Here is a 12,957-nt window from a genome sequence, read left to right as displayed (position 1 = left end):
GAAATGGCAACTGTTGCCTTTCAAACGCTTGGCTGTAAAGTCAACCATTACGAAACAGAAGCTGTCTGGCAACTGTTCAAGGACGCTGGTTACGCACGCGTTGATTTTGCTGATCATGCGGACGTGTATGTCGTCAATACATGTACGGTCACGAATACCGGAGATAAGAAAAGTCGCCAAGTCATCCGACGGGCGATTCGCCAAAATCCGGATAGTGTCATCTGCGTAACGGGCTGTTATGCCCAAACGTCTCCTGCTGAAATCATGGCGATTCCTGGCGTCGATGTCGTCGTTGGAACGCAAGATCGGCATAAAATGATTGGATACATTGAACAATTCCGTGAAGAACGCATGCCAATCAATGCGGTCGGAAACATCATGAAAGCAAAAGTCTATGAAGAACTAGATGTACCGGCCTTTACGGACCGGACGCGGGCTTCGCTGAAAATTCAGGAAGGCTGTAACAACTTCTGTACGTTCTGTATCATCCCATGGGCGCGTGGTCTCATGCGGTCTCGTCAACCAGAAGATGTCTTGAAGCAAGCACAACAGCTCGTTGATGCGGGTTACAAAGAAATCGTCTTGACGGGAATCCATACAGGTGGATACGGAGAAGACTTGAAAGACTACAACTTAGCGAAATTACTTAAAGCACTCGAATCCGTCAATGGACTTGAACGCTTACGCATTTCGTCGATCGAAGCGAGTCAAATCACGGACGAGGTACTCGATGTCCTGAAGGACTCACCAATCGTCGTTCGTCACTTGCACGTTCCGATCCAGTCGGCTTCCGATACGGTCCTTCGCCGGATGCGCCGCAAGTATACGATGGCGGAATTCGGAGAACGGATCACGCGTCTGAAGGAAGTCCTGCCTGACTGTGCAATCACGTCGGATGTCATCGTTGGTTTCCCAGGTGAGACGGAAGAAGAGTTCATGGAAACGTTCAACTTCATCAACGATCATAAGTTCAGTGAGTTGCATGTCTTCCCGTACTCGAAACGGACGGGAACACCAGCTGCGATGATGGACGATCAAGTCGAGGAATCAATCAAAGAAGAACGCGTCGCGCGCTTGATCGCATTATCAGATCAACTCGCAAAGGAATATGCTTCGAAATACGAAGGGGAACTGCTTGAGATCATTCCGGAAGAATTCTCGGAAGAAGCAGGCGGTCGTCTCGTCGGTTACACAGATAACTATTTGCGTGTCGCAATCGAAGGCGATGAGTCGATGATCGGACAACTCGTTCGTGTCAAAATCACGAAAGCCGGTTATCCGATGAACGATGGTCAATTCGTTCGCATCATGCAGACACTTAAAGACGCTGTAGTCTAATCGAAAGGGCAAAGGGAACCTCTGGTTTTCTTTGCCACTTTTTTTGTTTTCATTTCAGGAATGCGCTACACTGAATACAGTTCAATTAAGGAAAGAGGATATTATTCATGCGAATCAACAAATTCATTAGTGAAACGGGCTTTTGCTCAAGGCGTGCTGCCGATAAATTAGTCGACGCAGGTCGTGTGACGATCAACGGTCTGACGGCAGAACTCGGCTCGCAAGCTGAAGAGACGGACGTCGTCGAAATCGACGGTCAGCCACTCCAAACGAAACCAAAACCCGTCTACATCGTCTTAAATAAACCGGTCGGCATTACGTGTACGACGGAGCTTGATATCGAAGGAAATATCATCGATTTCGTTAATCATCCGAAGCGGATTTTCCCGATCGGTCGTCTCGATAAGGATTCAGACGGTTTGATTCTGTTAACGAATGACGGTGATGTTGTCAACCGGATCTTACGAGCGGAAAACAATCACGACAAGGAATATATCGTGACCGTCGACGCACCGATTACGGATACGTTCATTCAAGGCATGGCGAGTGGAGTCGACATTCTCGGTACGACGACGAAGGAATGTATCGTTGAACCACTTGAGACACGGACATTTCGCATCATTTTGACGCAAGGGTTAAATCGTCAGATTCGCCGTATGTGTAAAGAATTCGGCTACCGGGTCAAACGGCTGCAACGCGTCCGAATCATGAACATCGAGCTCGGCGATTTACCAATCGGTTCTTGGCGTGATTTGACGGAAGCGGAATTAAGCGAGTTGTTTACGACGCTAGACGGGCAATAAGGTTCAATGAAAGTCGCCACCCGGCGGCTTTCTTCTTACATAAGGGGGATGACCGTGGACAAACGGGGTATGAGTGCGACATTCGTCGCCTATGTGATTGGTGGACTATTGCCGATCTATAAAGTATTTGCAACTGGAATTCCAGCATGGACGGTCGTTTCAATCCGGATTTTAAGTGCGTTCATCTTCGTGACACTATTGTTACGCTTGACGAAGAAGTTTCAATTCGTTCGTCACCTGTGGCAAAACAAACGCCAACGTTATACCGTGCTTGCGGCAGGTCTCGTATTAGGTGGGAACTGGTCACTCTATCTGTATGCCATCGGAGAAGGGTATATCGTCGAGTCGTCGCTCGGGTATTATATCAATCCGCTCGTCAGCGTCTTGTTCGGTTTGATCTTTTTTAAGGAACGATTAACGCGTCCACAAATCATCGCGATTGTATCAGCAATCACTGGTGTGATGATTTTAACGCTCGGTTATGGTCAATTTCCGATCATTGCCTTTTCACTTGCTATCTCGTTCGCATTTTATGGTGTGCTGAAGAAAAAGGCGGCAGCCGAGCCATTATCGGGATTATTTTTAGAGACGCTCGTCACGCTCCCGTTCGCTCTCTTGACGCTAGGCGTGACGGATAGTCAACCGCTTGCGATGCCGACGAGTGCACTGCTTGCAATCATCATGCTCGGAATCGCAACAGCAGTTCAATTGATGTTATTTGGATACGGGATGCCGAAAATCCCGTTCGTTTACGTCGGAATTCTGCAGTACATTGCACCAACGTTAACGCTACTCCTTGGAATTTATCTATTTAATGACGTCTTTACGACGATTCACTTCATCGCTTTCCTGTTCATTTGGATTGCCGTTGCTTTGTTTACGATCAGCGGTTTATCAGCAGGAAAGATACGGATGAAGAAGGTATCATAACGAAAGAAGGGATTATGTGAATCTACCGGGATTTTTTGCGACGCTTGTCGCATATATCATTTGGGGGCTCTTACCGCTTTACTGGAAGATGCTCGCTAATGTACCGAGTGAAGAGATACTAGCGCACCGGATCATCTGGTCGTTTCTATTTCTACTCATCTTACTGTCGTTTCAAAAAGCACTTGGAAAATGGAAGACGGCATTGCGTGATCCGTTCACGCGCCGACTCTTTTTCTTAAATGGACTGATCATCAGCTTGAATTGGTTCATCTACATCTGGGCTGTCAATCATCAATTTATCGTTGAGGCGTCGCTCGGCTATTACATCAATCCGCTCGTCAGCATCGTCTTTGGTGTCTTCTTCTTTCAAGAAAAGCTCTCACGGATTGAATGGATCTCGATTGTCCTTGCGACGATCGGTGTTCTGATTTTAACGATTGGCTACGGCGAATTTCCATGGATCTCGATTGCGCTTGCCTTAAGCTTCGGTTTTTACGGCGTCGTCAAAAAACGTCGTCCGCTTGAATCAACGGTCAGTCTGACACTTGAGACGATGGCGCCGCTTCCACTGGCTTTGATCTTCCTCGGATATTGGCAAGTACAGGGAACGTCTTCGATAACCGAATCTGTCGGTACGATGACTGGACTCATCTTAACGGGGATCGTCACCGCTGTGCCACTTTTGTTATTTGGATTCGGGGCACAACGAATTCCATTCACATGGGTTGGATTCTTGCAATTCGTCGCACCAACCTTATCACTTGGACTCGGTGTTTTGCTCTATCATGAACCGTTTACTAAAACACATATGGTGGCGTTTACATGTATTTGGACAGCAGCGATTGTCTTTACACTCAATGGAGTCTGGATTCGAAAAAAACAGCTTCGAAAAGTCGCGTAAAAAGATAGAAGTCAGACCTCTTGCGTGATAGAATAATATCAGAGTCAAAGGGAAGCCTTAAGGAGGATAACAATCATGAATTTAGCAGGAATGATCGACCATACGGCACTGAAGCCAGAAACATCACGTGCTCAAATCGAAACACTCTGTAAAGAAGCATTAGAATACAAATTCGCAAGCGTCTGCGTTAACCCGACATACGTCGCGTTAGCATCAGAACTCTTAAAGTCAGATGATGACGTGAAAGTATGTACAGTCATCGGGTTCCCACTTGGAGCAAACACGCCAGAAGTGAAAGCATTCGAAACAAAGGATGCCATTCAAAACGGTGCAACAGAAATCGATATGGTTTTAAACATCGGCGCACTAAAAGATGGAAATCTTGAGTTAGTAGAACGTGATATTCGTGCAGTTGTCGAAGCGGCGAACGGTACGCTCGTTAAAGTCATCTTTGAAAACTGTCTTCTTACAAAAGAAGAAATCAAAACAGCTGCTGAACTTTCAGTTAAAGCAGGTGCTAACTTTGTGAAAACATCAACTGGTTTCTCAACAGGTGGTGCAACAGTCGAAGATATCCGTCTCATGCGTGAGACAGTCGGTCCTGATATCGGTGTTAAAGCTTCTGGTGGCGTTCGTGACTTCGAAGGTGCAAAAGCAATGATCGATGCAGGTGCATCACGCATTGGTGCTTCAGCAGGAATCGCAATCGTTACTGGTGGTACGTCTGATAGCGACTACTAAGAATATGTCACATGTCCCTCTTTTTTAGAGGGGCATGTTTTTTTGTTGTGGGATTATTCTGAATTTGTATTTTGTATTAAAAAGTCAGACATCGCTTCCGATAATCAGATGTAGAATGTCGGAAGGGTGTGGAATGAATGAAACGATGGAGTGGAATCATACTGGCATCGACACTAAGCCTTGCAGGATGCGGTAGTGTCATCGATGATCCAGAACGGGCAGTCAAGGAGCGAAAGGAAATGGCGGTCGTCTTATCGGATGTTGGTCTTGGCGATCAATCATTCAGCGATGCAGCGATGAGCGGTATGGCGTTGTTACGGGAGAAGGAAGGCTGGTCGATCGATTACCGGGAATTAAACGAAACGAAGACCTATAAAACAGCATTTGAAGCGTTAGCGAAAAAGAAGCCGACCGTTATCGTCGGACTCGGCTACATGGGGCAGACAGATCTTGAGACCGTTGCTAAAAAATATCCGAAACAACAATTCGCCTTGATTGATGCCGTCTCGACGTTACCGAACGTACTCTCGGTTACGTTCAAAGAGGACGAAGGAAGCTACTTAGCGGGTGCCGCTGCAGGAATCCAAACCAAGACGAATACGATTGGTTTCGTCGGTGGGATGAAGTCGCCTTTGATTGAGAAGTTCGAAAAAGGATACATAGCTGGCGCTAAAGCCGTCAATCCGAAAACAAAGGTACTCGTCGAATATGCGGAGGACTTTGCGGCGCCCGAAAAGGGACGGACGCTTGCAAACGAAATGATGCAGAAAAAGGCAGACGTGTTATATGCAGCTGCTGGGTTAACAGGGAGCGGCGTCCTTGAGGCAGCGCAAACGAAGGGGAAAAAAGCTATCGGTGTTGATAGCGATCAGACCCCGATCGCGCCTGACGCCGTCATGACGTCGATGCTAAAACAAGTTGATTTTGCGATTACGAAAATCGGACAAGATGTGGATGCAAAAGGACTCCAATCTGGACAAGTCGTCCTTGGTGTCAAAGAAGGGGCAATCCAGTTGGCTCCAATCCGTAATACGAACTTTACGGACGGGGAACGAAAAAAATTAGAGCAGCTGCAACAAGATGTGCTCGAAGGTAAGGTGACGATCCAATGACGTTACGGAAACGATTTTTACTCTCAACATTAGTGACGATTTTGAGTGTCGTCATCTTGATGGGATGGACCTTGTTCCAACTCCGTCAAATTCAATCCTATAACGAAGACTACGGGAAACAACTCGTTGAAATTTCAGAACTCGAAACGAAGCTCTTATATGAACAGGCAGCATGGAACCGACTGGCAAGCCAACCGTCTGAGAGTCAGGCGGAGCAGGTTCAGGCTCTTAGTAAGAAGAACGAGCAAGCTTTGAATCAGCTACAGAAGACATATTTGATTCCAGCGTTTCAAGAAGAGTTGAACCGGGCGGATATGAAGTATAAGACGCTCGCTGCAAAACGGACGGAACTGACGGACGCGGTGAATCCGATTGACATTCGCTCCCATGCCGCACGAATTGAAGGTGTCCTCAGTGATCTCTATACGTTACATACGAAAAATGGGGAGTTTTATGATGTCTTACAACGTGAGGCAAAAGACGAGACATTGAATTTGACGCGGACCGTCCTAATCGCGACATTCCTCCTCTTGATTGGTCTAGCGTTATACAATTGGTACTTCGCACGTAGTATCACGCGACCAATCAGCCGTGTCGTCCGGACAGCAGAGCAAATTTCGGATGGAGACTTGTCACAGGAACTGGTCGTATCCGGTCGAAAAGATGAGATTGGTCGACTCGAGACGGCTGTTGCGCAGATGCAAGGAACTTTACATGAGGTCATCGGAACGATCAGTCGTTCGTCGAACACGATTCGTCAAATGAGTACGGAAGCGACGACAGAGAACGCGAACATCGTCGAAGTTTCTGGTAACATGACCCATGCGATTAATGAGATGGCGAGCGGTACACAAACGGTGTCGGATGATATACAGACAACGGTCAGTACGATGGCTGATATGCAACAACTCTTCGAGGAGAGCGAACAACGCGCACAAATCGCTTATGCAGAAGGACAGGCGGCAGATCACGTGATGGTTCAAAGTAGTTCTGTCATGGAACAACAGGCTACTTCATTACGCGCGTCAACAGAACAAAATCGTGAACTCGGTCAGAAATTAGAAGGTTTCCTTGAGCAAACGCAACAAATCGAACAGATGGCGCAACTCGTCGCTGGAGTCTCTGCGCAGACGAACTTATTGTCACTCAATGCGGCAATCGAAGCGGCGCGAGCAGGGGAAGCCGGTCGTGGATTTGCCGTCGTGGCGAGTGAAGTTAAAAAGTTAGCAGATGAGACACACGAAGCGACGCGTTCGATCTTCTCACTCGTCCGTTCGATTCGCCAAGACGGCGCTGTTTTACAAGAAGCACTCGTGCAAGCGGAGCGGGAACAGACGAACCAGGTCGAGAATTTTACACACGTCCAACAAGCATTCGGTGAGACGCGTCAAAAAGTAGCGAGTGTGACCGAAACACTCGATTATGTGACGAAACAACTCGTACATTCGAAACAACAAGCCCGCCATGTCGTTGGTCAAGTCAGTACAGTTAGTGGTGTCATGGAAGAACTTGCAGCCGGAAATGAAGAGATCGCTGCTTCGATGCGTGATCAACAGGCATCGTTCGAACAGATTCATCAATTGATGCAAGAACTCGAGTCGACGACGACGTCGCTTGACAGTCAGACACATCAATTCAAAATTTAATGAACACAGCAAAAGTGCACGCATTCTCAGGAAGAGAAGGCGTGCACTTTTTCTTGAATCGACTTAGAAGAAGCTTTCTGGATCGAGCTCATTCGTTCGTCCATTCGCATCATACTGGTATCCACCATCGTGGATTTCAAAATGCAAGTGTGGACCAGTCGAGTTACCGGTGCTTCCGAGAACACCGATTTGCTGTCCTTGTTTGACTTGTTGTCCCTGTTTAACGTTCAAGGCATTCATATGGGCATACACGGTCGTATACGTTTTTCCGTCGATATTATGAGAGATATAGACGTGGTTGCCGTAAGGACCACCGGAACTTGCTAAGATGACTGTTCCATTTGCAGACGCAACGATTGGCGAGTTGAGTGGACCAGCGAAGTCGGTTCCATTGTGGTACGCATAACCATTACTTCCGCTTGCTGCACCCATTCCTTGCGAAACAGAGCCTTGAGCAGGTTTGATGAATTTACCTTTTGCTTTTGAGATGACTTTCGTGCTGGCCTTGCTAACAGATGCTGGCACTGCCGATTGTTTTGCAGCTTTTGCTGCAGCTGCTTTCGCGGCACGTGCTGCAGCTTTTTCTGCCTCTTCCTGTGCCTTCAGTTGGGCCGATGCCTCTTTCAGGCTAAGGATACTGGATTCGATTTTTTTCTTTTGCGACGTCAGACGTTTCAGAAGTGCTGTTCGCTTTTGTTTTTCTTGTTTTAATTCACGTTGTTTCTTTTTTAAAACATTACGATCTTCAATCAAGTCTTGGCGTGTCTGCTTCAGTTCTTCTTTCGCAGCTGCCAGTTCTTTTTTGTTTGATTCGTAATCTTTTAATAAAGAAGCATCACTTTCCGCGATTGTATTGAAGGCGTTGAAACGGCTAATCATATCACCGACATCTTTTGCGCCGAAGACGGCTTCAAGCAGTGGGGCGTTATCGGCTTTCGACTGACGGACCGCTAGACGATCACCGAGCATTTTTTCTTGTTTCTTGATTTTCTTTTGCAACTTCTCGATTTTATCTTCTAATCGAGCAATCTGTTTCGTGTTTTCGTCGATTTTCTTTTGATTCTCGACGACTTGTAATGTCAGCCCATTAATCTGTTGATCCAGGGCGTAGACTTGTTGCTGTGCTTTAGATAATTGATTATTTTTTTGAGACAACGCCTCGCGTTGCTTCGATTGTTGTTGCTGGTTTTGTTGTTGCTTTTCTCTATATGAACTTGCTGCGTCGACGGGAGTTGTCGTCATGAGCGGACTTGCGAGTAAAGTGAGTGTCATGAGCGATAACCCGAGTGACTTTCCGAAAGGTCGTTTCATAAACTAAGCGTCATTCCTTTCCCTTGTGAAGTGTTACCTATCCCACTCTAACAAGAAAATCAGAAAATCCACTTTACAATTCTTTTAAAAAAATACAAGAGAAGCTAGCAGAAAGTATGAAGAATTTATGAAAATAATGATGCGTGAACAGAAGAATAAATAGAATATGTTGATATGAAAGGAAAAATCATTATGTAATTGATTGATTTCCGAATGATGTCAGAAGATATATTTTTGTAACATCGTATAAATAGAAGGTTTATTAATGCTTGAAAAAGGTATAAATATAGTTTTTTGTGAAATGAAAAAGTGCCCCGAAAGGCACTCCATCCGAATCATTCTTCATAAATCATCTTTCGCGTCATCCCACCGTCTAGGACCAGTGTTTCGCCCGTCAAGAAATCGTTATCCGGGTGTGTTAGATAGAGAGCCGCACGAGCGACATCACTTGGTTTTCCGACGCGACCAGCTGGATGTTGACTATGATCTTCAGGTGATAATTCTTGATAGTCACCGGTTTCAATCCAACCAGGAGCAATCGCGTTGACGAGAATTCCGTCTTCTCCGAGTGAGACAGCAAGTGCATGGGTCAGAGCAAAAATGCCACCTTTCGTCGATGCATAAGATTCTGTATGCGGTTCCGACATGAAGGCGCGGGTCGAAGCCAGGTTGACGATCCGACCACCACTTTTACTTTGTTTCAAATAAGGTGTAGCGGCCTTAGTCGTTAAAAAGATACTACGCAGGTTCGTATGATGAACCCGATCCCATTCCTCAAGTGACAATTCGAGTAAGGGTTTTCGAATCATGATACCGGCGTTATTGATGACGATGTCGATACGACCAGTATGTTCAATCGCTTTCTCAATCAACAGTTGAACGTCTTTTTCGTGTTGGATATCGAGGTGATAGAAGTAAGCCGTCCCACCATCTTCTTCAATTTGTTGAACTAATTCGTCTCCTGTCATCTGATCGATGTCAGCAAGAACGACATTTGCGCCATGCGCAGCGTAGGTGCGGGCGAGTTCTGCACCAATGCCATTCGCGGCTCCCGTAATGATGACGGTTTGATTAACATGATTCATAAAAATCATCCTTTCTGTAACGCTTCTCTCCCTTTTTTACCGTTCCATCATATCCTGAAACCTGACAGGATTATCATCCGTAGGAACAGGGAAATAGAAAAGCGTCGAAGTTACTTTAGAATGGGGGAAAATAGGAATGAAATTCTCGAATCAACAATTAGAAAAACAACAAAATCAATATGCCGAAGATGCAAAAGATTATATTGATCGCCCGAAAAAGACGAACTCGCTGTTACAACGAGCAACTGCAAAGGTAAACGGGAACTCTCGTTTGTCCGTCGTCTTTTCACCGTTGACGTTATTCGTCGATATGATTCGCGCGTACCAGTCAGGTGAATACCGTAACATTCGTCGTACGACGATCTTAAAAGTAATCGGCGCATTGGTTTATCTCGTGTCACCAATTGACCTCGTACCTGATTTCGTACTCGGATTTGGATTTGCAGACGATATCGCGGTCATCCTTTTCGTCACGAAAACAGTCTTTGAAGAATTGACACGTTTCAGCGACTGGCAAGATGAACAACAAAAACGTCGTACGCAACCATTGCAAAGCGAGGATGCGTATTGATCAAATAGATGATCCGAGCGACTTCACACAAGAAGTCGCTCTTTCTGATGTAAAAAGAGCCGTTTCCTGTACGCCCTCTTGAAATTTCGATACACTAGAAATAGTTGGTAAAGAGAGAGGGAGGGCGAAAATGGGACACCACTGGATGGAATCATACGGTTATATCGGGATCATGATGACGCTCATGTTTCCATTCATACCGAGCGAAGTACCGCTCGCGTATGCCGGATATCTCGTGCATACGGCACAGGCGAATCTGCTATTCATGGTGTTCCTTGCTGTAGTAAGCTTCGTCATTAGTCAGAACCTCTTTTTTACGATTGGACAGTTCGGGAGTGAACGGTTATTGAATCGTTTATTCAAATGGTTTCGGATTTCAGAAACAAAAATGCTCCAGTTTCAGACGCAAATGGAGACGAAAGGACGCTATATTCTTCTTCTTTCTCCGATGTGGCGTATCGGATTTGCGATTGGTGCCGGTCTAACTGGTGTTTCACGCTGGACGTTTACCGTCGTGACGACGATTTCCTTTTTCCTCTGGTCGACGCTCTTCATTTGGGGCGGGAAAGCTGTTGGTCATGAATGGCGAAAATTGCATCACCTCAATCATCCGATAGTTTGGATTGGTTTAGGCGTGTTGATTACGGTTGGCTATTTGATTCAGAAAAAGAGAAAAGCAAAAAAAGAGATGTAAAAGGAGTGGGAACATGGCAATTATCTTATTCGATATTGACGGTACATTGATTGACTCAACGGAACAAATGACAGAAGCAATCCATCGGGCGATGGAGGACATGCCGCATCTTCCAAAACCTTCGCAAGAAAGTGTTCAGGCAAGCTACGGTCTTGCAGGAAGCGCCTTTTGGCGAAAAGCGATTCCGGAAGCCTCAGAAGAGGATATTCGTTTAATTCGAAAAAAGAGACATGGTCATTTAGAAGATACGATGGTTGAACAGAATGTATTATTTGACGGAATTCGATCATTATTGCAAGCTCTTGTTTCAGCGGGACACACGGTCTCAACTGCAAGTAATTGCGGCAACCATTATCTAAACCTTGTGCTTGATAGTCAGGAAATCCGCTCGTTCTTCACAAGTCCGAAATGCTTGGAATCCGTCAATGGAAAAGAAAAATCGGATATCTTACGCGCTCACCGCGATGAGTTTGGAGAAGGATCTTACTGGATGATTGGAGATCGGTCTTCTGATGTCGAAGCGGCTCGTAAGGAACATATGCCGGTCGTCTTATGTCAATATGGTTTTGGTACGCCATCCGAGTGGAATTCGGCAGATCATGTCATCGAGACACCGCTTGATTTGTTAACAGTGATTGAAAAATAAAGAAGTAAAAAGCCAAGCTAGAAACGTCGATTTTTTCAGACGGTCGGCTTGGCTTTTTTGTGGTTAAAATATCAATCAAGATGCACTTACTCGAAATCGAGTCGGTACGATTCTGCGCTCATCCATGGACGGAACTTCCGGAAGAGTAGATGGAACAATAAACAGAGAATAATGGGTAAGACGATAAAAAGACCAAGCACGAATGTCATATTGAAGAGCGTCCATCCTCCTGACATCAGGTGTAGCGCATTGATTGGACCGATTAAACCAGACATTCCAAATCCGGCACTAAACGGTGTACCTTGAACACCGAGCATTCCTGCTAATGCACCAAGGATAGCGGCACTACACATGACAGGTAGAATCATCAATGGATTACGAATGAAGTTCGCCATCTGGATTTTAGGAGAACCAAGAAAATGAGCAATCGACGTTCCGCGTGAATTCGCTTGCCAACCGGCAATCGCAAGACCGAACCCAGCGGCACAGACACCTAGATTGGCAGCTCCGGCAGCAACACCCGATAAACTGATCGCGGTCGCAATGCCGACCGTCGAAAGCGGAGAGACGATGAGAACGGAAAAGGCGACCGCAATTAGAATGCCCATCAAGACGGGTTGAAGTGCCGTGAAGTCTGAGATGACATGTCCTATTGCTGTTGTGATCCGTGTGACGAACGGATACGTCAGAACACCAATTCCACCGGCACCGACAATCAAAATCGTTGGCATGACAAGCACCGTATATGTTTTGAAGCGTTCACCAATCAATAAGACGATTGCTGTTGCAATAACTGCCGTCAAACCAGCATTGATGACATCACCTGTACCGACGAAAACGAATGTCGCATCCGCACGGGTCGCAACACCTGAGCCGACGACCGTCGCGAGTCCAATCGATGTGGTGGCGATCGGTGTCACTTTAAATTGCATCGCTACGGCGACACCAATCACCATTGGTAAAAGTCGCATCGCGAGTGTCGTTGCGTCCAAAACGTGTTGGGCACCAGAAACGTATGGCAATAATGCCTTAGCGAGTTCACCGAGTAAGGCTCCTGGAATAAGGGCAACGAGAATTCCAATACTGAGACCGTTTAAAACATGCACTGCAAATTGACGTGGCTGACGCAAAATAGATGAATCCACAAAATCCTCTCCTTATGTAACGCTTTTGTGCATA

13 protein-coding genes are annotated in these 12,957 nt (G+C 46.1%); 10 read left to right on the top strand and 3 right to left on the bottom strand.

What is annotated here, in order from left to right; all coding sequences use genetic code 11:
• The first annotated feature begins 3 nt into the window (after window positions 1–3).
• The 7 genes from mtaB (at window position 4) to BW42_RS08100 (ending at window position 7,471) form a co-directional block, all read left to right on the top strand.
• Window positions 4–1,338: a tRNA (N(6)-L-threonylcarbamoyladenosine(37)-C(2))-methylthiotransferase MtaB gene (mtaB, locus tag BW42_RS08130; protein WP_035409280.1), complete on the top strand. Its 1,335-nt coding sequence runs from the start codon at window positions 4–6 to the stop codon at window positions 1,336–1,338.
• Between the two features lie 107 nt (window positions 1,339–1,445).
• Complete coding sequence (rluF, locus tag BW42_RS08125) at window positions 1,446–2,141, top strand: 23S rRNA pseudouridine(2604) synthase RluF (protein WP_035409278.1); 696 nt, start codon at window positions 1,446–1,448, stop codon at window positions 2,139–2,141.
• Between the two features lie 54 nt (window positions 2,142–2,195).
• Window positions 2,196–3,071 carry an EamA family transporter RarD gene (rarD, locus tag BW42_RS08120; RefSeq protein ID WP_035409277.1) on the top strand — a complete coding sequence of 292 codons (876 nt, stop codon included), beginning with the start codon at window positions 2,196–2,198 and terminating at the stop codon, window positions 3,069–3,071.
• A gap of 16 nt (window positions 3,072–3,087) precedes the next feature.
• Complete coding sequence (rarD, locus tag BW42_RS08115; RefSeq protein ID WP_035409275.1) at window positions 3,088–3,972, top strand: EamA family transporter RarD; 885 nt, start codon at window positions 3,088–3,090, stop codon at window positions 3,970–3,972.
• 75 nt (window positions 3,973–4,047) lie between these two features.
• Window positions 4,048–4,713, top strand: a complete 666-nt coding sequence (deoC, locus tag BW42_RS08110) for a deoxyribose-phosphate aldolase (RefSeq protein WP_035409273.1) — start codon at window positions 4,048–4,050, stop codon at window positions 4,711–4,713.
• A 137-nt stretch (window positions 4,714–4,850) separates the two neighbouring features.
• Window positions 4,851–5,825 (top strand): BMP family protein, encoded by a 975-nt coding sequence (locus tag BW42_RS08105; protein WP_035409271.1) that lies wholly within the window; start codon window positions 4,851–4,853, stop codon window positions 5,823–5,825.
• On the top strand, window positions 5,822–7,471 hold the full coding sequence (locus tag BW42_RS08100) for a methyl-accepting chemotaxis protein (protein WP_035409269.1): 1,650 nt from the start codon (window positions 5,822–5,824) through the stop codon (window positions 7,469–7,471). Before BW42_RS08105 ends, BW42_RS08100 begins: the two co-directional genes overlap by 4 nt.
• Window positions 7,472–7,534: 63 nt before the next feature.
• Here BW42_RS08100 and BW42_RS08095 read toward each other — a convergent pair whose 3' ends face one another.
• Together BW42_RS08095 and BW42_RS08090 are read right to left on the bottom strand one after the other, a co-directional pair.
• A complete protein-coding gene (locus tag BW42_RS08095) occupies window positions 7,535–8,782 on the bottom strand; it encodes a murein hydrolase activator EnvC (RefSeq protein WP_035409266.1) in 1,248 nt (415 codons plus the stop codon).
• 335 nt (window positions 8,783–9,117) lie between these two features.
• Window positions 9,118–9,867: an SDR family NAD(P)-dependent oxidoreductase gene (locus BW42_RS08090; protein WP_035409264.1), complete on the bottom strand. Its 750-nt coding sequence runs from the start codon at window positions 9,865–9,867 to the stop codon at window positions 9,118–9,120.
• A 136-nt stretch (window positions 9,868–10,003) separates the two neighbouring features.
• Between BW42_RS08090 and BW42_RS08085 the strand changes: the two genes are divergently transcribed.
• The 3 genes from BW42_RS08085 (at window position 10,004) to BW42_RS08075 (ending at window position 11,778) form a co-directional block, all read left to right on the top strand.
• On the top strand, window positions 10,004–10,438 hold the full coding sequence (locus BW42_RS08085) for a YkvA family protein (protein WP_035409261.1): 435 nt from the start codon (window positions 10,004–10,006) through the stop codon (window positions 10,436–10,438).
• A 130-nt stretch (window positions 10,439–10,568) separates the two neighbouring features.
• Window positions 10,569–11,132 (top strand): DedA family protein, encoded by a 564-nt coding sequence (locus tag BW42_RS08080; RefSeq protein WP_035409260.1) that lies wholly within the window; start codon window positions 10,569–10,571, stop codon window positions 11,130–11,132.
• A 13-nt stretch (window positions 11,133–11,145) separates the two neighbouring features.
• Complete coding sequence (locus BW42_RS08075; protein WP_035409257.1) at window positions 11,146–11,778, top strand: HAD family hydrolase; 633 nt, start codon at window positions 11,146–11,148, stop codon at window positions 11,776–11,778.
• 86 nt (window positions 11,779–11,864) lie between these two features.
• On the opposite strand, the gene BW42_RS08070 is transcribed toward BW42_RS08075, so the two are convergent.
• Window positions 11,865–12,923 (bottom strand): PTS transporter subunit IIC, encoded by a 1,059-nt coding sequence (locus BW42_RS08070; RefSeq protein WP_231496880.1) that lies wholly within the window; start codon window positions 12,921–12,923, stop codon window positions 11,865–11,867.
• Window positions 12,924–12,957 lie beyond the last annotated feature (34 nt).

This window comes from Exiguobacterium sp. RIT341 (assembly GCF_000632205.1).
GTDB lineage: Bacteria > Bacillota > Bacilli > Exiguobacteriales > Exiguobacteriaceae > Exiguobacterium_A.
This window is presented reverse-complemented; position numbering and strand designations above follow the sequence as displayed.